The following is a 17,856-nucleotide window of genomic DNA, read 5'->3' on the forward strand; positions in this document are numbered from 1 at the left end:
GGATCCATGACTGTGCCAAGCTGATTGTTCGTCAGCCGAGCATCCGTGGAGTCGTCACCATGACCGACCAGGCATCCGCCGAGACCGGGCCGGCCGCCGTGCCGCGCCACGAACTGGATCGGGACACCACGTGCGTCCCGCGTCCGGATGCACCGGGCACCTACGACACCACACTCTCCCCGGACTGGGCGTTCGGCATGGGCCTCAACGGCGGGTACCTGCTCGCCCTCGCCGGCCGCGCGCTCGGTGCCGCCCTACCGCACCCGGACCCGTTCACGATCACCGCGCACTACCTGACCACGTCGCACCCGGGACCCGCCGAGGTGCGTACGGAAATACTGCGCGCGGGGCGCACGCTCAGCACCGGCACCGCCCGGATCGTGCAGGACGGCGAGACCCGGGTGCACGTGACCGCCTCCTACGGCGACCTGGCCGGGTTGGACCCGCAGGTGCGGACCGACGCCCGGCCGCCGCAACTGCCCTCGCCCGAGGAGTGCGCCGCGAGTTTTGCCGACGTGGCGCCGTTTCGGCGCACCACGTTCATGGACCGCACCGAGCAACTGCTCGACCCGGCGACGGCCGGCTGGCTCGCCGGGAAGCCGTCCGGACGCGGCGAGATGCGCGCCTGGTGGCGGCTTGCGGACGGCCGCGAGCCGGATCCGATCGCGCTGCTGCTGGCGGTCGACGCGCTTCCGCCGACGGCATTCGACCTGGGCCTGCGTGGCTGGGTGCCGACCGTGGAGCTGACCGTGCATGTGCGGGCCCGGCCGGTGCCGGGGTGGCTGCGGGTGTCGCTGACCACGCGCAATCTGGCCGGCGGCTACCTGGAGGAGGACGGCGAGGTGTGGGACTCGGCGGACCGCCTGGTGGCGCAGTCCCGGCAGTTGGCGCGGGCGCCTCGACCGCGGGAGGCGTAGGGCGGGTCGGCCGCCCGTGGGTGAGGTGGCCGACCGCGGGCTCGGGGTGGGCTCAGCGCGGGGGTCCGTACGGCCCGGGCGGACCGTAGGGGCCCTGTGGGCCGGGCGGCCCGTACGGACCCGGTTGACCCGGGGGGTAGGGCCCGGGACCGCCGTACGGGCCGGGACCGGGCGGCGGCGCGGGCGGGGCGCCGTGCGGGCCGCCGGGGCCGCCCCACGTGTTGTTCTGGAATCCGTCCCGACCCATGCCGACGAAGCGGTTTCCGTCCATCGCGGTCACGTTCGGGGGCAGGATCTCGCTCGGCTGGACCACCACGTAGCCCTCGCCGATGAAGGCCATCGTCCAACCCTCGCCGGTCTGGCGGCGACGCCGCCAGATCCGCGACGACGTGGTCTGCGCCTGGAGGCTGGTCTGTAGGCCGGCGGTCCAGGCGATCACCGCGTCGGCGTCCGCGAACACCTCGCGATCGTTGCCGGCGCGCAGTACCAGCGGTGCGCCGGACGTGGTGATCACGATCTTTCCGGTGCCGCCGATCTGCATCGAATAGGCGCCCATGCCGCCCACGTTGTAGCCCGCGTCGATCTGGACGACGCTCCAGTTCAGCGTGTTGTCCAGGGCCAGGACGTTCTCGTCCTCGACGATCAGCGACTCGTTGTGCAGATTCAGGATGTGGATGCTCTGCGCCTGGTTGGCCAGGTAGACCGTGCCGTGTCCGTGGCAGCGCATCAGGTCCAGCATGTCGCCGGTCAGCGCGCCGGTGCGGATCTCGGCGGCGGTCTGGAACGCCCCCTCGAACTGAACGTTTCCCTGGTACGCCACCATCGCGCCCTTGCGGGCGAGTACCTCGGTGCCCACCTCCGGGGCCAGCAGTACCCGGAGCATGTGCGCGTTCTGCAGGCTGTAGCGCTCTGCGGACTGGCTCACCGTGTGGTTGAACAGCGGACTCTGCACGAGGTCTCCGACGGATCCGGCAACGGCATGGGTGCGGTTGGCACATGGTTCGTGTGACCAGACCATGATTCCGCGTCGATGGTTCCCTCGGAACCAAGGGTGGCCCATGTCGCCGGGTATGGTGCGGGAGAATCTCTCTGTTACGGCGTTACAGAATCTCGGGAGCGCGCCATGACCACACCGACACCGGCATCGGGACCGACACCCACACCGGCAGCGGAACCGGCACCGACTTCGACATCGACCGAGCCTCGGTCGCCCGGGAAGGGACTTCTTCCGGACGTGGGCCGGATCGGGCTGTGGACCGCCGCGCTCGACTTCCTGCCCGTGCCGCGGCTGCGCGAGACCGTGGCGGAACTGGACGAACTCGGCTACGGCGCACTGTGGTGGGGCGAGACGGTGGGCCGCGAGGCGTTCACCCAGGCGCTCCTGGTGCTGGGCGCCGCACCGCGCATCGCCGCGGCGACGGGAATCGCCAACGTGTGGGCGCGGGACGCGATGGCCGCCAACGCGGCGTCGCGCACGGTGCACGAGGCATACCCGGGACGCTTCCTGACCGGACTGGGAATCAGCCACGGCGGGCTGGTCGAGGGGCTGCGGCCGGGCGGGCGCCGGTACGAGAAGCCGCTCGCGCTGATGCGGGAGTACCTGGACGCGATGGACTCCGCGCTGTACTTCGCGGCCGGCGGCGACAACCCGCGCCCGCCGCGCGTGCTCGCGGCGCTCGGCCCGCGGATGCTGGATCTCGCCCGGGAGCGGGCCGAGGGCGCGCACACCTATCTGGTCACCCCCGAGCACACCGCCGAGGCGCGGGCGGCGCTGGGCTCGGATCCGCTGCTCGCGGTGGAGCAGGCCGTGGTCGTCGCGACGGACCGGGAGACGGTGTTGCGGCGCGCCCGGGAGCACCTGCGGATCTACCTCGGACTGCCCAACTATCGCCGCAACCTGCTGCGTCTGGGCCTGACCGAGGACGACTTCGCCGACGGCGGCAGTGAACGCCTGGTCGACCGACTGGTGGTCTCGGGGGACGAATCGGCGATCCGCGCGGGCGTGGACGCGCACTTCGCCGCCGGTGCCGACCACGTCTGCGTCCAGGTGCTCGGCGAGACGATGACCGAGGCGCCGATGGCGGATTGGCGGTCGTTGGCTTCGGTGCTCCTCTGAGGCACGCGCGGCCGGGCGCCGGGGGTGGCGTGGGCTCGTCCGGCGCCCCGGCCGCTGGACGGGCGTCCGGCCTTGCTTGCCGGTGTGCCGGTTTGCTTGCCCACATCCCGGTCGCCCGGCGTCCGGTCCTGCTTGTCCGGCGCCTTGCTCGGCCGCCCGGCGTCCGGTTTTTGCCCGCCCGGCGTCTCGCTCGCCCGGTGTCCGGGCTTGCCCGCTTTCGGTTCGCGCCGCCGGTCCGCTCGGTGTCCGGCCGCGCTCGGCGGACCGGCGGGCTCGGTATGGCCGTCGTTGGTCGGGGCCGTGCCGGTCAGGACGTGAGTGCGGCCACGGCTGCGTCGACTTCGGCTTCGGTGTTGTACACGTGGAAGGCGAGCCGGGTGCGGCCCGCGCGGGCGGAGACGCGGATGTCGGCGGCCTCCAGGCGGGCCTGGGCGTCGGGGAGGTCGATCGCGACGATCGCGCTGTCGCCGGGAGGCAGGCCCAGAGCGGTCAGGAAGCGGTTGGCCAGGGCGACGTCGTGGGCGCGGATGTGCTCGACGCCGATCCGCTCGACCAGTGCGAGCGCGGGATCGGCACCCACCTGGCAGAACCACGACGGCGAGGTGTCGAACCGGCGTGCGGTGTCGGTCAGGCGCAGCGGCGGGCCGTAGTAGGGGTCGACGTCGGGCGCTCCGGCGTACCAGTTGGCGGCGTGCGGGAGGGTGCGGGCGGCCAGTTCCGGGGAGACGTAGCCGTAGGCCGCGCCGCGCGGGGCCATCAGCCACTTGTAGGCGCTGACCACGAACAGGTCGTACCGGGTCGCGTCCACCGGCAGCCATCCGCACGCCTGGGTGCCGTCCACGTACACGCTCGCGCCGTACGCGCGGGCCGCCGCGACGATGTCCGCCTCGGCGGCGATCGACCCGTCGGCGGACTGGACCAGGCTGAACGCGACGGCCGTGGTGCGCTCGTCGATCGCCTCGACCAGTTCGGCGGCCGGCACCGTGACCACCTCGACGCCGCGGGCCTCTTGGACCAGCCAGGGAAACAGATTCGAGGTGAACTCGACCTCCGGCACCACGAGTCGCCCGCCGGCCGGCAGCCCGGCGGCGAACGGTGCGAGCAGCCCGGAGGTGGTGTTGCCCGCCATGATCGTCTCGGCCGGCGCGCCGACGATCCGCCCGAAGGTCGCGCGTGCCCGTTCGCCGGCCGCGTGGAAGCCGTCCATGTCGGTACGCCCGCGATGCCAGGTCTCCTGGGCCCGGGTCAGCGCCGCCAGGGCGGCGTCGGGCGGCAGACCGCTGCTTGCGGTGTTGAGCCAGCCGGCCTCCGCACTCCAGTACGAAGGCGAATCGTTCGGTTCCGGGCTCGGAATCGGGTTCGGATTCGGGTTCGGATTCGGGTCCAGTTTCAGGTCCATGCCCCGAGGCTAGGCGGCTCGCGGCCCCCGGATACAGGTCCACCTTGTCGCAGGTGGCCTGATTTCCGGTGAACAGGAGGAGGCTGCGCTGATGCCTGGTCTCGCCGACCACCGTCCCCGGGTCGTACTCCGGGGACGGTGGTCGGCCCCGTGAACCGTTGGTCAGGGCCGGTCCACGTCGCCCGGGTCGCCGTCGGTGCGGGTGGCGAGCCAACTGGGCCAGGGGACCGGGGGGTTGGGGAGGGGAGTGATGTCGCGTTCGGCGCACAGGCGGTCGAAGCCCTCGCGGTCGGCGGGGACCGCGCGAGGGTCGCCGCACATGATCTCGTACAGGGTGGCGCCCTCGGGGCCGGCGATCAGCGGGCCGAAGGCGGCGCCCTGTTCGAGGGTGATGTGGGTGCCGGTGGGGCACGGGCGGTCGCCGATCAGGACCTCGCCGCCGAGCACGAAGACGTAGTGCTCGGACATGTGGCCGTGGCGTTCGACCACGACTCCCGCGTCGTAGCGGGCGTAGATGACCATGCGCTCGGGGGACCACTCCAGGAACTTCTCCCAGACCGAGGTGCGTCGGCCCCCGTGTGACTGGGCCTTGACCTCGTGCCACGGGGTTTCGGAGATGTGGGTGATGCGCAGTTCGGGCTCTCGATCCGCCACGGGGGTTGCCTTCCCAGGAAGTGACGATGCGTCAGATCGATCTTGGCACAGAATCCCACGTCGAGTTTTGCCCGATATTGGGGGGATTTCCGGAACTTGTGCACCAAATTCTTACGGGGAATTTACCCCGAGGGCTCGTCGGGCGGTGATCAAGCTGTCCCGGGGGCGCATAAAGTCGGTTGATACACCCAACCAAAAACCCTGTCGCGGGGCGCCGTGTGTTCCTGTCGGTGGCCCGTACATGTAAGGAACCAGCCTTGAAGAGCGCGCAGCAGGCGCCGTCCGCCACTGTCCCGCCCGTCGCACCCGAAACACCGAGCAAGACCTCGTCCGCGGGCATGAGCCGGACGGGGTTCGTCCTGCTCGTCCTGATCATGGGTGCGCTGACCTACTCGCTGCTCCAGTCGATGCTGGCGCCGGCCCTCCCGCAGATCCAGACCGAGATCGGTGCGACCGCCGACGCCACCTCGTGGCTGATGACCGGCTACCTGCTGTGCGCCTCGGTGACCACGCCGATCCTCGGGCGCCTGGGCGACATGTACGGCAAGAAGCGCCTGTTCGTGTTCACCATCGGCATGCTCGCATTCGGCTCGCTGGTGTGTGCGCTCGCCGACTCGGTCGGACTGATGATCATCGGTCGGGTGATCCAGGGCTTCGGCGGCGCGGTCTTCCCGCTCTCCTTCGGCATCGTGCGCGACGAGTTCCCGCCGGAGCGCCGGGCCGGTGCGATCGGCCTGATGTCCGCGATCATGGGCATCGGCGGCGGCATAGGCATCGTGGTCACCGGCCCGATCATGGACCACCTGTCCTACCACTGGCTGTTCTGGATCCCGATGGTGACCTGCCTGATCACCGCGATCGCGTCGTGGTTTTTGATCCCCGACTCGCCGGTCCGGGTCAAGACAAGGATCCACTGGCTCGGCGGCGCGCTGTTGTCGCTCGGCCTGGTCGGCGTGATGCTGGCGCTGAGCAAGGGCGAGTCCTGGGGCTGGGGCTCGACGAACACCGTCGGCCTGTTCGTGGCCGGCTTCGTCTTCCTCGGACTGTGGGTGTTCGCCGAGTCGCGCACGGACGAACCGCTCGTGGACATGCGGGTGATGCGACTGCGCGGAGTGTGGGCGACCAACCTCGGCGGCCTGCTCGTCGGCTTCTCGATGATGGCGGGCATGCTGCTCGTCCCGCGCTTTCTGCAGATGCCCGAGAGCACCGGCTACGGCTTCGGCACCACGGTGACCGTGTCCGGCCTGTACGTGCTCCCGCAGGCGTTCGCGATGTTGCTGATCGGCCCGATGGCGGGCGTGATCGACAAACGATTCGGCTCGAAGATGGCCATGGTCGCCGGCTGTGTGCTGATGGCCGCGGGCTTCATCTTCCTGGCGCTCCTGCACACCAGCGGTTGGCACATCCTGGTCGCGATGTTCGTCTTCGGCATCGGCATCGGACTCGCCATGTCGGCGATGGCCAACCTGATCGTCGGCGCCGTCCCCGTCGAGCAGACCGGCATCGCCACCGGCATCAACACGATCGCCCGCACCGTGGGCATGTCCTGCGCGAGCGCGATCTCCACGACGCTGCTCACCGCCAACCCCGGCCCGGGCGGACTGCCCGCCGAACGCGGCTTCATCCTGACCTTCGGCTGCGCCGCGGTCGCCGCGCTCGTCGCCCTCGGCGTCACCTTCGTGGTGCCCAGCCGGGCCAAGCCGGGCGCCCGCCCCGTCGGCTGAGCCCGTGGCCGGGCGTCGCCCCGGCCCGTACGTCCCTGCCCCCGACCGGGGTGGGGTTGGCCCCACCCCCGATCCGCGTGGTCGCACCCTCGTGCCGCACATGCCCCGATCCGTAGCGTCGAACCTGTTGGTTTCGACAGGCGTTACGAGGCACGGGAGGCAGCATGTTCGGGCGAGGCGGTCGCGGTACACGGCAGGCGAAGAAGGATGCCGCGTACACCCCGCGGTACGCGGCGCCCGCGTCGATCGACTGCGCGGTGCGCTTGGACGCGGTGACCAAGGCGTACGGCAAGGGCGCGTCGGCGGTACACGCACTGCGCGGCATCGATCTGGCCATCCCCAGGGGCACGTTCACCGCGGTGATGGGTCCGTCCGGATCCGGCAAGAGCACGTTCCTGCACTGCGCCGCGGGCCTGGACCGGCCGGACGGCGGCCGAGTGCTGCTGGGCACCGACGACCTGACCGCGATGAAGGAGAACGAGCTCACCCGGCTGCGCCGGACCCGGCTCGGCTTCGTCTTCCAGGCGTTCAACCTGCTGCCCTCGCTGACCGTGGAGAAGAACGTGCTGCTCCCGCTGCGCCTGGCGGGGGTACGCGCGGACCGCCGGCGCGCCGCCGACGTGCTCGCGATGGTCGGCCTGGACCGGCACGCGAACCGCCGGCCCGCCCAACTGTCCGGCGGTCAGCAACAACGCGTGGCGATCGCCCGCGCCCTGGTCACCCGACCCGACGTGCTGTTCGCGGACGAGCCCACCGGTGCACTGGACACCACCACCGCCGCCGAGGTACTCGGCCTGCTGCGCCGCGCGGTGGACGACACCGGCGCCACCATCGTCATGGTCACCCACGACCCGGTCGCCGCCTCCTATGCGGACCGGGTGGTCTTCCTGGCGGAGGGCAACCTCGCGGGTGAGCTGTACCGGCCCACCCCCGAGGCGGTCGCCGCCCGAATGGTCGACCTCTCGCAGGTGGGCACCCGACAGGAACAGGCCGCCTGATGTCCCTTCTTCGACCCAACGGTCTCGCGCGCACCTCGGTGCGCTTTCGGCCCGCGTCCTTCGCCGGCTCGTTCGTGGCGCTGCTGTTCGCCGCGATGCTGGTCACGATGTGCGGCGTGTTCATGGAGACCGGCCTGCGCGCACACTCCGCACCCGAGCGCTACGCCGACACCCCCGTGCTGGTCAGCGGTGCGGACAAGATCAGCAAGCGACTGGGCCACGGCGAGGGCACGTACACCGAGTCCGCGCCGCTGCCCGAGCGGTCCCGGATCGACGCCGGGCTCGCGGGCCGGATCGCCGCGGTGCCGGGGGTGCGTACGGTCATTCCCGACCTGACCTTCCCGGCGCAGACCGACCGGGTCGTCCTGGACGCGCACGGGTGGTCCTCGGCGCCGCTGGCGGGCACCCGCGAGGGCACCGCGCCCGGTGCGGGACAGGCCGTACTGACCACGGCCGCCGCCGGTGCGACCAAGGTCGGCGACACGCTGCGGGTGGCCACACCGGGCGGTGAGGTCGCGCTGCGGGTGACCGGCGTGGTGCCGGGCCACGGCGCACACCTGTACGTGGCGGACGCGGAGGCGCAGCGCCTGGCCGGACACCCCGGCACGGTCACCGCGATCGGGGTGCTCCCGGCGGCCGGCGCGGACACCGGCAAGGTCGCCGAGGACGTGCGGACCGCGCTGGCCGGCACCGGCGCCAAGGTGTCCACCGGGGACGCCCGCGGTGCGGCCGAGTTCGCTCAGTTCGGGGAAACCAAGGAAATGCTCACCTCGATCGGCGGCACGCTGGGCGGCATCGTGCTCGCGGTGGCGATCTTCGTGGTCGCCGGCGCGACCGCGCTGTCGGTGGGCCAGCGCCGTCGGGACATCGCCCTGCTGCGTGCGGTGGGCGCCACCCCGTGGCAGATCCGCCGGATGATCGCGACCGAGACCGGTCTGGTCTCGCTGGCCGCGGGCGCTCTCGGGGTGCTGCCCGGCACGCTGTTGGCGCACTGGTGGTTCGGCGCGATGGACGACCGCGGGCTCATCGCACACGGCGTCGAGGTGTCGGTCGGCCCGATCCCGATGCTCGTCGCGGTCGGCGCGGGCACGCTCACCGCACTGGGCGCGGGGCTGCTCGCCGCCCGGCGGAGCGCGAAGATCCGGCCCACCGAGGCACTGGGCGACGCCGCCACCGAACGGGCCTTCGTCGGCTGGTTCCGGCTGCTGCTCGGTCTCGGCGCACTCGGCGGCGGGATCGCGGTGACCCGGATCGCGCTGAATGCGACCGGTGAAGACGCGGTCGCCGCGGCCGGTGGCGTGGTCATGCTGTTCATGGTCGCGATCGGTCTGCTCGGCCCGAGCCTGGCGCACGTGTTGGTGACGCTGCTCGGCTGGGTGGGAAGCCTGTTCGGCACCACCGGACAACTCGCGTTCGACAACGCCCGGGCCAACTCGCGGCGTCTCGCCTCGGCGATCACCCCGATCGCGCTGTCGGTCGCCTTCGCCGCGACGCTGAGCTTCATGTTCGCTGCCGAGGACCACTACGCGAGCGTGCAGTCCAAGGACGCGGTGACCGCGGACCGGGTGCTGGCCGGGCCCGGATTCACCACGCAGACCGCCGCCGATGTCGCGGGTACCCCCGGTGTCGCGTCGGTGACCTCGGTGCTGAACACCTCGGTCGTGGTCGTCCGCAGCGGCGGCCTGGAGAAGCAGAGCGCGCAGGGCATCGGCGGCACCACGCAGGATCTGGCGAGCACGCTGGACCTGGACGTGCGCGAGGGCAGCACCGATGCGCTGCGGCCCGGCGCGCCGCAACCGGCGGGCGGAGCGGTCGCGTTGGACCGGATGATCGCCTCGGCGCTGCACGGCAGGGTCGGCGGGCAGGTGTCGATGTGGCTCGGCGACGGCACGGAGATCAGGCCGACCGTGGTGGCCCTGTACGACCGCGGGCTGGGCACCGCGGCCGTGACGCTGCCGCGGGCCGCGGTCGCCGGGCACGTGCAGACCGCGATGGACACCCGCCTGCTGGTGAAGTTCGCCGCCGGTGCGGACACCCGGGCCACCGACGCAGCGTTGAGCACGCTGACCGGGCGGCACGCGGGCGCGTCGGTCGCGGACCGTGCCGGGTACGCCACGCAGATGGACAAGGACCGCGAGACCAACAAGTGGCTGAACTACGTGATGCTGGTCATCCTCGCGGGCTTCGCCACGATCGCGGCGATCAACACGATGGCGGTCACCACCGCGGCGCGCACGCGGGAGTTGGGCCTGATGCGGATGATCGGCAGCACCACCGGTCAGGTGAGGGCGGTGATCCGCCGCGAGGCGATCCTGGTGGGCGTGATCGGTCTGGGCTTGGGCCTGTCGGTGGCGCTGGCCACGCTGATCCCGGTCAACAAGGGGTCCTACGGGACCACCGTGCCGTATGTGCCGCTGCCGCTCTGCCTGGCGATCAGCGCGGCGGCGCTGCTCCTGGCGCCGCTGACGGTGGCCCCGGTGGCCCGCCGGTTGTTGCGGCTGACTCCGATCGACGCGGTCGGCGCCAAGGAGTAGGGCGCGTGGCAGTCGGCCGATAGCCGAAGTCGTCACGGTACGAGCGCCGGACGGACCGATCCTGGTCCGTCCGGCGCTTTCGTGCGTTCGGGTTCGGGTTCGGGTTCGGGTTCGGGTTTGCGCCTGGGCCCGGGTCGGGGTCGGTGGGTGTCAGTGGATCGGGGAGGGGCCCGCCCGAACGGGTCAGGTCGGGCCGGGCCGGTTCGGCTCGGTGCGGTTCCGTGCGGTTCCGTGCGGTTTTTCAGGGGCCGGTTGGATGCGGTTGTTCAGGGGGACGTGCGGCCCGGTGTGACCAGGCCGGTTTCGTAGGCGAAGACCACCAGTTGGGCCCGGTCGCGCACGGACAGCTTGGTCATCGCCCGGCTCACGTGGGTTTTCGCGGTGAGCGGACTGAGCACCAGGTGTTCGGCGATCTCGTCGTTGGACAGCCCGCGGCCGACCAGCCCGACGATCTCCCGCTCGCGTTCGGTGAGCAGGGCCAGTTCGGCGGAGGGCGGGGCGGTGGGGCGCGCGGCGCCGGCCGCGTACTCCTCGATCAGTCGACGGGTCACATTCGGCGACAACAGCGCGTCGCCCGCCGCGACCACCCGCACCCCGCGCAGGAGTTCGGCCGGTTCGGTGTCCTTGACCAGGAAGCCGCTCGCGCCGTTGCGCAGCGCCTCGAAGACGTACTCGTCGAGGTCGAACGTGGTCAGGATGACCACGCGCACGTCGGTCAACGTCGGGTCCGCGGCGATCACCCGGGCGGCCTCCAGGCCGTCCATGCCCGGCATCCGGATGTCCATCAGCACGACGTCGGGGCGCAGTTCGCGGGTGAGCCGGACCGCCTCGCCGCCCTCGCCCGCCTCGCCCACGACCTCCATGTCCGGCTGCGCGGACAACAGGGCCCGAAAGCCCGCGCGCACCAGGGCCTGGTCGTCGGCCAGCACCAACCTGATCATGCATCCCCCTCGATGGGCTGGGTCGGAGCGCCGGCGGTCGCCGCCGACCGGGTCGGTGCACGCCCGCTGCCATCATGCCCGTCGGCGCGATCACCGTAGGGCAGGTGGGCCTGGACGTGAAAGCCGCGCCCGGGCACCGGCCCCGCGACACAGCGGCCACCGAGCGCGGCGGCCCGTTGACGCATGCCGTGCAGTCCGTTGCCGCCCGAACTCAGCGCGTCGGCGGGGGCCGGCCTCGGCTCGGGCCCGGCGCCTCGGCCGTTGTCGCGGATCGACAACTCCAGACCGGTCTCGCCATAGGTCACCGTGACCACGGCCTCGCTCGCCGCGGCGTGCCGCAGGGTGTTGGTCAGCGCCTCCTGCACGATCCGGTATGCCGCCAGGTCCACCGCCGAACTCAGCGGGCGGGCGGTGCCGGCGCGCTCGACCCGCACGGTCAATCCGCCCGCCGAGGTGCGCGTGACCAGGTCGTCGAGCCGATCCAGGCCCGCGGTGGGCGCGCGCGGGGCTCCGTCCGGACCCGAACGGTCGACCGAGTCGCCCTTGAGGATGTCCAGCACCGAGCGCAACTCGCGCAGCGCCTCCCGACTCGCGTACTTGACCGCGGTCAGTGCCTCGCGGGCCTGCTCCGGCGAGGAGTCCATCAACTCCAGGCCCACCGACGCCTGCACGTTCATCAGCGAGATGTGGTGCGCGAGCACATCGTGCAACTCGCGGGCGATCCGCAGCCGTTCGTCACCCGCTCGGCGGCGCTCGGCCTCGGCCAGGCCGAGCGACTGCACCCGGGCGCGTTGCGCCTCGGCGGCGTTGAACGCGCGGCGCAGCCGGACCACCTCGCCGATGCCCGCGAGCACCAGCAGCCACGCGGCGATGCCCAAGGCGGGCGCCAGGTCGGGCGTCGGCTCGGAGGTCACCAGCGGCGAGATCCAGACGAAGCCGAGGTAGCCCAGCACCAGGACCACATACGCCAACAGGCGCAGGCCGGCGGCGAAGGCGCCCCACAGCGCGATGATCATCGCGAAGAAGATCGGGCCGCGCGGATAGTCGAGCATCGTGTAGAGCAGCGCCGTGCCGACCGCCACCAGGAGTACGCCGGCGCGGTGACGGCGGCGCACGATCAGCGCCAGCGGGCCGGCGACGATCAACAGCACGCTCCACACGTCCTGATCCCGGGCGGCGTCCGGTTGGCGGTGCGCCGCGAAGAGCATCGTGCCCAGTTGCACCACGCAGACCAGCACCCCGAGCGCGATGTCGCGCACGACGGGCGGGACCGGGCGGAGAGTGTGCGCGAGCCAGTGCGCACCGGGGCGGGAAACCCGCGACCACGGCGGTCGGGGCCGCGAGCCCGGACGCCGGGTCGGGGGATTCGAGGGGCACGTCATGTGATCAACGGTAGGGCGCGTGGGGCGCCGCGCGCGTCGGCTGCGCGTGGGCTTGTCGCCTGCTCCCGGGGAAGCAGGCAGGCCCCTGTGGACTGCTCCCCAGGGAGCAGGAACGTGCTGGTCGACGCCCCCTTGCACCTACCGGGGCAGCAGGTCCGGTGCATCCCCGGGCCGGACGCCGGCCGGGCCGCGAATCGGAAGAGTTGATCCCGTCGGCAAGGCCCCGGAGCGAAGCCGATTCCCCACCTTGCCGATACGGCTCGGGCCCACGCCCCGACTCGCCCCCCGTCCGCCACTGCTTCCCAGGAGGTCACCGTGAACGCGTCCCCGACGACCGGCGAACGGCGCTATTCGAGGTCCGTTCGCAGGGCGGTCAACTCCGGGCACGTCGTGTTCGCGGTCGGCCTGCTGGGCGTCGAGTGGGTCATGCTGCTGATCGCCGTCGTGGCCCGCTCGACCGACGACCCCGCACTGCGACACGGTGCGTATCAACTGATGCGGATATTCGCGCTGGCCGGCGGCATCCCGTTCGCCGTGCTGTCCCTGATCACCGGTGTGCTGCTGTGCCTGCGGACGCCGTGGGGGCTGTGGCGGCACCTCTGGATCAAGATCAAGATCGTGCTGCTGATCGCGGTGATCGTGGCCGGCGCCGGGGTGGTCAGCCAGTTCGCTCACCGGATGATCGCCGCCTCCGCCTCCGGCGGGAACGCGGATGCGCTGCCGCCGCTGCAGACCTGGCACCTGGCCGTGGTGATCTTCCAACTGCTCGCGCTGATCGTCTCGACGGCGCTGTCCGTCTTCAAGCCCTCGGGCGACCGCGGCCGCGGTCGCCCCCGGTCCGGCCGGCACACCGACGGCCCGCCGCGCGCTCGACGCGCCTCGGCCGGCGCTGCCGGTGACACCGACCCGGCCGGCGCCGTGCCTGGGCCCGCCGCTGCGGGCCGACCCGCACCCCTTCGTTCATCCCGTCCCCTCTCCCGAGAAGGATCGTCATGACCACCACCATCGACCCCACGAACGACCACGCGGCCCGCGCCGAACACGTCTCGCGGGTGCACGGCGAGGGGGACACCGTCGTCCGCGCCCTGGACGACGTCACCATCGGCTTCCCGCGCGGCAGGTTCACCGCCGTGATGGGCCCCTCGGGATCCGGCAAGTCCACGCTGCTGCACTGCCTGGCCGGCCTCGACGACGTCACCGACGGCGCGGTCTTCCTCGGCGACACCGAGCTGGGCTCGCTCACCGACCGGCAGCTCACCCGGCTGCGCCGGGACCGGATCGGGTTCGTCTTCCAGGCGTTCAACCTGCTGCCCACGATGACCGCGCTGGAGAACATCGTGCTGCCCGCGTCGCTCGCGGGCCGCAAGACGGACCCGGCCTGGCTGGACCGGGTGGTCGCCGCGGTCGGGTTGCAGCAGCGGCTGCACCACCGGCCCGGCGAGCTCTCCGGCGGGCAGCAGCAGCGCGTCGCGGTCGCCCGGGCACTGGTCGGCCGGCCGGAGATCGTGATGGCCGACGAGCCGACCGGCAACCTCGACTCGCGCTCCGGTGCCGAGGTGCTCGCGCTGTTGCGCGACGCCGTGAACGAACTCGAACAGACCGTGCTGATGGTCACCCACGACCCGGTCGCCGCGGGCTACGCGGACAGCGTGGTGTTCCTGGCCGACGGCCGGATAGCCGACCACATGCAGGCGCCGACACCGGACCGGGTGCTGGATCGGATGAAGGCATTCGACCGTGTCGCCGCGGGTGCCGGCGCGCGAGGGGAGTGACGCGCGATGTTGATCCGACTCTCGCTCGCCAACCTGTGGGCCCGCAAACGCCGGCTCGTGGGCCTGGCCCTCGCCGTGCTGCTGGGCACGGCCTTCCTCTCCGGCGCGCTCGTGCTCGCCGACACGATGAATTCCTCCATCGGCGGCCTGATCCGGGACAGCGGCGCCGGTACCGACGTGGTGGTGCGCAACGCCACCTCGGTGACCGATGACCCCGGCACCCAACGTGGCGCGATCGACGCCGCACTGGTGGACCGGGTCCGGGCGGTGCCCGGGGTCGCGGGCGCCGAACCGGTGATCCAGGGCTACGGCCAGGTGGTCGGCAAGGACGGCAAGGCGCTGACCGGCAACGGCCCACGGACGGCGGGCAATTGGATACCCGATCCGGCCCTGACGCCGTACCGGCTGGCCACGGGCCGCGCGCCGACGGCGCCCGACGAAGTGGTGATCGACCGGGCCACCGCGAAACAGGGGCACCTGAAGCCCGGCGACCGGGTCACCGTGCTCACCCCCGGGCCGGTGCCGGTGACCGTCGTGGGCGTGGCCACCTTCGGTGACCTGGATGCCTTCGGCGGCGGTTCCTACACCGCGTTCGACCTCGACGGCGCGCGCCGACACGTGCTGCGCGATCCCGGCAAGGTCGGCACGATCGCGGTCCGGGCGGTGCCCGGCACCGACCAGAAGGACCTGTCCGCGCGGATCCGGCAGGTGCTGCCGGCCGACGTGGAGGCGGTGCCCGGCAGTGTGGCCACGGGCGAGGCGGTGTCCGCGGTGGAGGACGGCTTCCTGAGCGTCTTCCGCACCTTCCTGACCGTCTTCGCCGCGATCGCGCTGGTCGTCGCGGCCTTCTCGATCAACCACACGTTCTCCGTGGTGGCCGCGCAGCGCACCCGCGAGGTCGCGCTGATGCGGGCGCTGGGCGCGAGCCGGGGTCAGGCGCTGCGGCAGGCGCTGATCGAGGCCCTGGTGATCGGCGTGCTGGCCTCCGCACTCGGCCTTGCGGCCGGGCTCGGCCTGGCCGCCGGACTCAAGGAGCTGTTCGCCGGACTCGGCTTCGAACTGCCCGCGCGGGGGCTGACGTTCAAGGCGTCCACCGCGTTCACGGTGCTGCCCGTCGGCATTGTGGTGACCGCGTTCGCAGCCCTGGTGCCGGCCGTGCGCGGCTCGCGCGTGGCGCCGGTGACGGCGCTGCGCGGGGCGGGCGCGGAGCGCACCGAACTGCCGCGGCGGCGACTGATCGCGGGCCTGGTGCTGCTTGCGGCCGGCCTCGCGGTGGGCATCGCCGGCGGCGGCCTCGTGGGACTGGCGATCGCCGCGCCGGCCCTGCTCGCGGGTGTGCTGCTGGTCGCCCCGGCGGGCATCCGGGCGGCCGGCGGACCGCTTACCGCCCCGCTGCCGCGACTGCGTGGTGCGCCGGGTGCGTTGGCCCGCGGCAACCTGCTGCGCAGTCCGCGCCGGACGGCCGGGGCGGCGACCGCGATGTTGCTCGGGATCGCCATCGTCACGCTGTTCGCCGTGTTCGCGGCCTCGCTCAAGGAGGGTGCCGGTGAGCAGACCCGCAAGGTGATCGCGGGACAGCTGGTGATCGGCGGATCCTCGCCCGGCGGCTGGTCCGGTGGCGGTCACAGCCCCGAACTCACCCGCAGGGCATCCGAGTTGCCCGGCGTGATCGCGGCGACCGGGATCCGCAACGCGGGCGCGCTCGTGGACGGGCACGGTCGGCAACTGCTGGCGGTGGATTCGGACCGGCTGGACCGGCTGTTCGATCTCGACGTGCAGCAGGGGCGGGTGACCGGGCTCGGCAAGAACGGCATGGCGGTGTCCGCCGACACCGCGAAGGACCGGGGTTGGCAGGTCGGTTCGACCGCCGAGGTCACCTTCCCGGACGGTGCGCGGCAGCCGTTCACGGTCACCGGGCTCTACGGCCGCACCGCCGTGGTCGGCGATTATCTCATCGATCGCACCGCATGGGAGCCGCATGCGGACACTGCCCTGGACGCGGCGACGGTGCTGCGGTTGGCGCCGGGCACCTCGACGGACACGGTCGAGGCGGCGGTCGAGCGGTTGGCCAAGGATTACGGCGCGCCGCCGGTACGGGACCGGGAAGGGTTCGTGCAGGCGCAGGCCGCGATGTTGCAGACGCTGGTCGCGGTGGTCTACGTGCTGCTGGCGCTCGCGTTGGTGATCGCGCTGGGCGGGATCGCCAACACGCTGTCCCTGGCGGCCTACGAACGCACCCGTGAGCTGGGCCTGTTGCGGGCGATCGGCGCGGCGCGGTCCCAGGTGCGGTCGGCGCTGCGCTGGGAGTCGACGCTGGTCGCGGTGATCGGCGCGGCGAGCGGGCTCGTGGTGGGCCTGTTCCTGGGCTGGGTGGCGATCCGCGCGATCGGCGGCGCCGATACGGGGGCGGCGCTGCCGTTCTCGGTGCCCACGGTGCAACTGGCGGTGCTGGTGGGGGTGGGCGCGCTCGGTGGCCTGGCGGCCGGGGCGAGGCCCGCTGCGCGGGCTGCGCGGTTGCCGGTCCTGCGCTCGGTTGCGACCGAGTAGGGGTGGCCTCAAACGCCGGCCGGGCTGAGGTTTTGGTTCGGTCGGCGTTCGGGTTTGCGTCGTCGTTGTCCTCAAGCGCCGGACGGGCTGGAGGATTCGGCCAGGTCTGCGGTCGGGCTGGCGCCCGTTGCATGCGGTGAGGGCGCGGCTGTCCTCGAGCGCCCGACGGGCTGGCCCCGGCCTCCGGCCGAGGTGGCCTCAAACGCCGGCCGGGCTGAGGGTTTGGTTCGGTCGGCGTTCGGGTTTGCGTCGTCGTTGTCCTCAAGCGCCGGACGGGCTGGAGGATTCGGCCAGGTCTGCGGTCGGGCTGGCGCCCGTTGCATGCGGTGAGGGCGCGGCTGTCCTCGAGCGCCCGACGGGCTGGCCCCGGCCTCCGGCCGAGGTGGCCTCAAACGCCGGCCGGGCTGAGGGTTTGGTTCGGTCGGCGTTCGGGGGTTGCGTCGTCGTTGCCCTGAAGCGCCGGACGGGCTGGAGGATTCGGCCCGGTCTGCGGTCGGGCTTGCGCCCGTTGCGTGCGGTGTGGTCGCGGGTGTCCTTGAGCGCCGGACGGGCTGGCCCCGGGCTCCGGTCGAGGTGGTCTCAAGCGCCGGCCGGGCTGAGGATTCGGCCCGGTCGGCGGTTGGGCTGGCGGCCGTTGTGTGCGGTGTGGTCGCGGGTGTCCTTGAGCGCCGGACGGGCTGGCCCCGGGCTCCGGTCGAGGTGGTCTCAAGCGCCGGCCGGGCTGAGGTTTTGGTTCGGTCGGTGTTCGGGGGTTGCGTTGTCGTTGTCCTCAAGCGCCGGACGGGCTGGAGGATTCGGCCCGGTCGGCGGTTGGGCTTGCGCCCGGTTGCGTGCGGTGAGGGCGCGGCTGTCCTCGAGCGCCCGACGGGCTG

General features: G+C 72.3%; 13 protein-coding genes. 8 read left to right on the forward strand and 5 right to left on the reverse strand.

Annotation, left to right across the window (positions count from 1 at the left end):
* Positions 1-59: 59 nt before the first annotated feature.
* Positions 60-917 carry a thioesterase family protein gene (locus ACZOOI_RS27520; protein ID WP_465278346.1) on the forward strand — a complete coding sequence of 286 codons (858 nt, stop codon included), beginning with the start codon at positions 60-62 and terminating at the stop codon, positions 915-917.
* A 52-nt stretch (positions 918-969) separates the two neighbouring features.
* Here the strand turns inward: ACZOOI_RS27520 and ACZOOI_RS27525 are convergent, their stop codons facing one another.
* Entirely contained in the window at positions 970-1,869 is a 900-nt protein-coding gene (locus ACZOOI_RS27525) for an AIM24 family protein (protein WP_465278347.1), read from the reverse strand.
* 282 nt (positions 1,870-2,151) lie between these two features.
* Between ACZOOI_RS27525 and ACZOOI_RS27530 the strand changes: the two genes are divergently transcribed.
* Complete coding sequence (locus ACZOOI_RS27530) at positions 2,152-3,033, forward strand: TIGR03620 family F420-dependent LLM class oxidoreductase (RefSeq protein WP_465278348.1); 882 nt, start codon at positions 2,152-2,154, stop codon at positions 3,031-3,033.
* Between the two features lie 307 nt (positions 3,034-3,340).
* Here the strand turns inward: ACZOOI_RS27530 and ACZOOI_RS27535 are convergent, their stop codons facing one another.
* Entirely contained in the window at positions 3,341-4,432 is a 1,092-nt protein-coding gene (locus ACZOOI_RS27535) for an aminotransferase class V-fold PLP-dependent enzyme (protein WP_465278349.1), read from the reverse strand.
* A gap of 162 nt (positions 4,433-4,594) precedes the next feature.
* Complete coding sequence (locus tag ACZOOI_RS27540) at positions 4,595-5,086, reverse strand: hypothetical protein (RefSeq protein ID WP_465278350.1); 492 nt, start codon at positions 5,084-5,086, stop codon at positions 4,595-4,597.
* A gap of 257 nt (positions 5,087-5,343) precedes the next feature.
* Between ACZOOI_RS27540 and ACZOOI_RS27545 the strand changes: the two genes are divergently transcribed.
* The 3 genes from ACZOOI_RS27545 (at position 5,344) to ACZOOI_RS27555 (ending at position 10,342) form a co-directional block, all read left to right on the forward strand.
* Positions 5,344-6,810 carry an MFS transporter gene (locus tag ACZOOI_RS27545; RefSeq protein ID WP_465278351.1) on the forward strand — a complete coding sequence of 489 codons (1,467 nt, stop codon included), beginning with the start codon at positions 5,344-5,346 and terminating at the stop codon, positions 6,808-6,810.
* 164 nt (positions 6,811-6,974) lie between these two features.
* Positions 6,975-7,808, forward strand: coding sequence for an ABC transporter ATP-binding protein (locus ACZOOI_RS27550; RefSeq protein ID WP_465278352.1), 834 nt, complete (start codon positions 6,975-6,977; stop codon positions 7,806-7,808).
* Positions 7,808-10,342: an ABC transporter permease gene (locus ACZOOI_RS27555; RefSeq protein ID WP_465278353.1), complete on the forward strand. Its 2,535-nt coding sequence runs from the start codon at positions 7,808-7,810 to the stop codon at positions 10,340-10,342. Before ACZOOI_RS27550 ends, ACZOOI_RS27555 begins: the two co-directional genes overlap by 1 nt.
* Positions 10,343-10,608: 266 nt before the next feature.
* On the opposite strand, the gene ACZOOI_RS27560 is transcribed toward ACZOOI_RS27555, so the two are convergent.
* Complete coding sequence (locus ACZOOI_RS27560) at positions 10,609-11,283, reverse strand: response regulator (RefSeq protein ID WP_465278354.1); 675 nt, start codon at positions 11,281-11,283, stop codon at positions 10,609-10,611.
* On the reverse strand, positions 11,280-12,542 hold the full coding sequence (locus ACZOOI_RS27565; protein ID WP_465278355.1) for a sensor histidine kinase: 1,263 nt from the start codon (positions 12,540-12,542) through the stop codon (positions 11,280-11,282). The genes ACZOOI_RS27560 and ACZOOI_RS27565 overlap by 4 nt, the downstream gene beginning before the upstream one ends.
* Before the next feature lie 438 nt (positions 12,543-12,980).
* Here ACZOOI_RS27565 and ACZOOI_RS27570 point away from each other — a divergent pair, with 438 nt between their 5' ends.
* The 3 genes from ACZOOI_RS27570 to ACZOOI_RS27580 are packed head-to-tail and all read left to right on the forward strand — an operon-like array spanning position 12,981 to position 16,984.
* Positions 12,981-13,661 carry a hypothetical protein gene (locus tag ACZOOI_RS27570; RefSeq protein ID WP_465278356.1) on the forward strand — a complete coding sequence of 227 codons (681 nt, stop codon included), beginning with the start codon at positions 12,981-12,983 and terminating at the stop codon, positions 13,659-13,661.
* The gene (locus ACZOOI_RS27575; protein ID WP_465278357.1) at positions 13,658-14,437 is read left to right on the forward strand and encodes an ABC transporter ATP-binding protein; all 780 of its coding nucleotides are present in this window, start codon (positions 13,658-13,660) and stop codon (positions 14,435-14,437) included. Before ACZOOI_RS27570 ends, ACZOOI_RS27575 begins: the two co-directional genes overlap by 4 nt.
* A gap of 6 nt (positions 14,438-14,443) precedes the next feature.
* A complete protein-coding gene (locus ACZOOI_RS27580) occupies positions 14,444-16,984 on the forward strand; it encodes an FtsX-like permease family protein (protein WP_465278358.1) in 2,541 nt (846 codons plus the stop codon).
* Positions 16,985-17,856 lie beyond the last annotated feature (872 nt).

Source organism: Embleya sp. L77 (assembly GCF_055557415.1).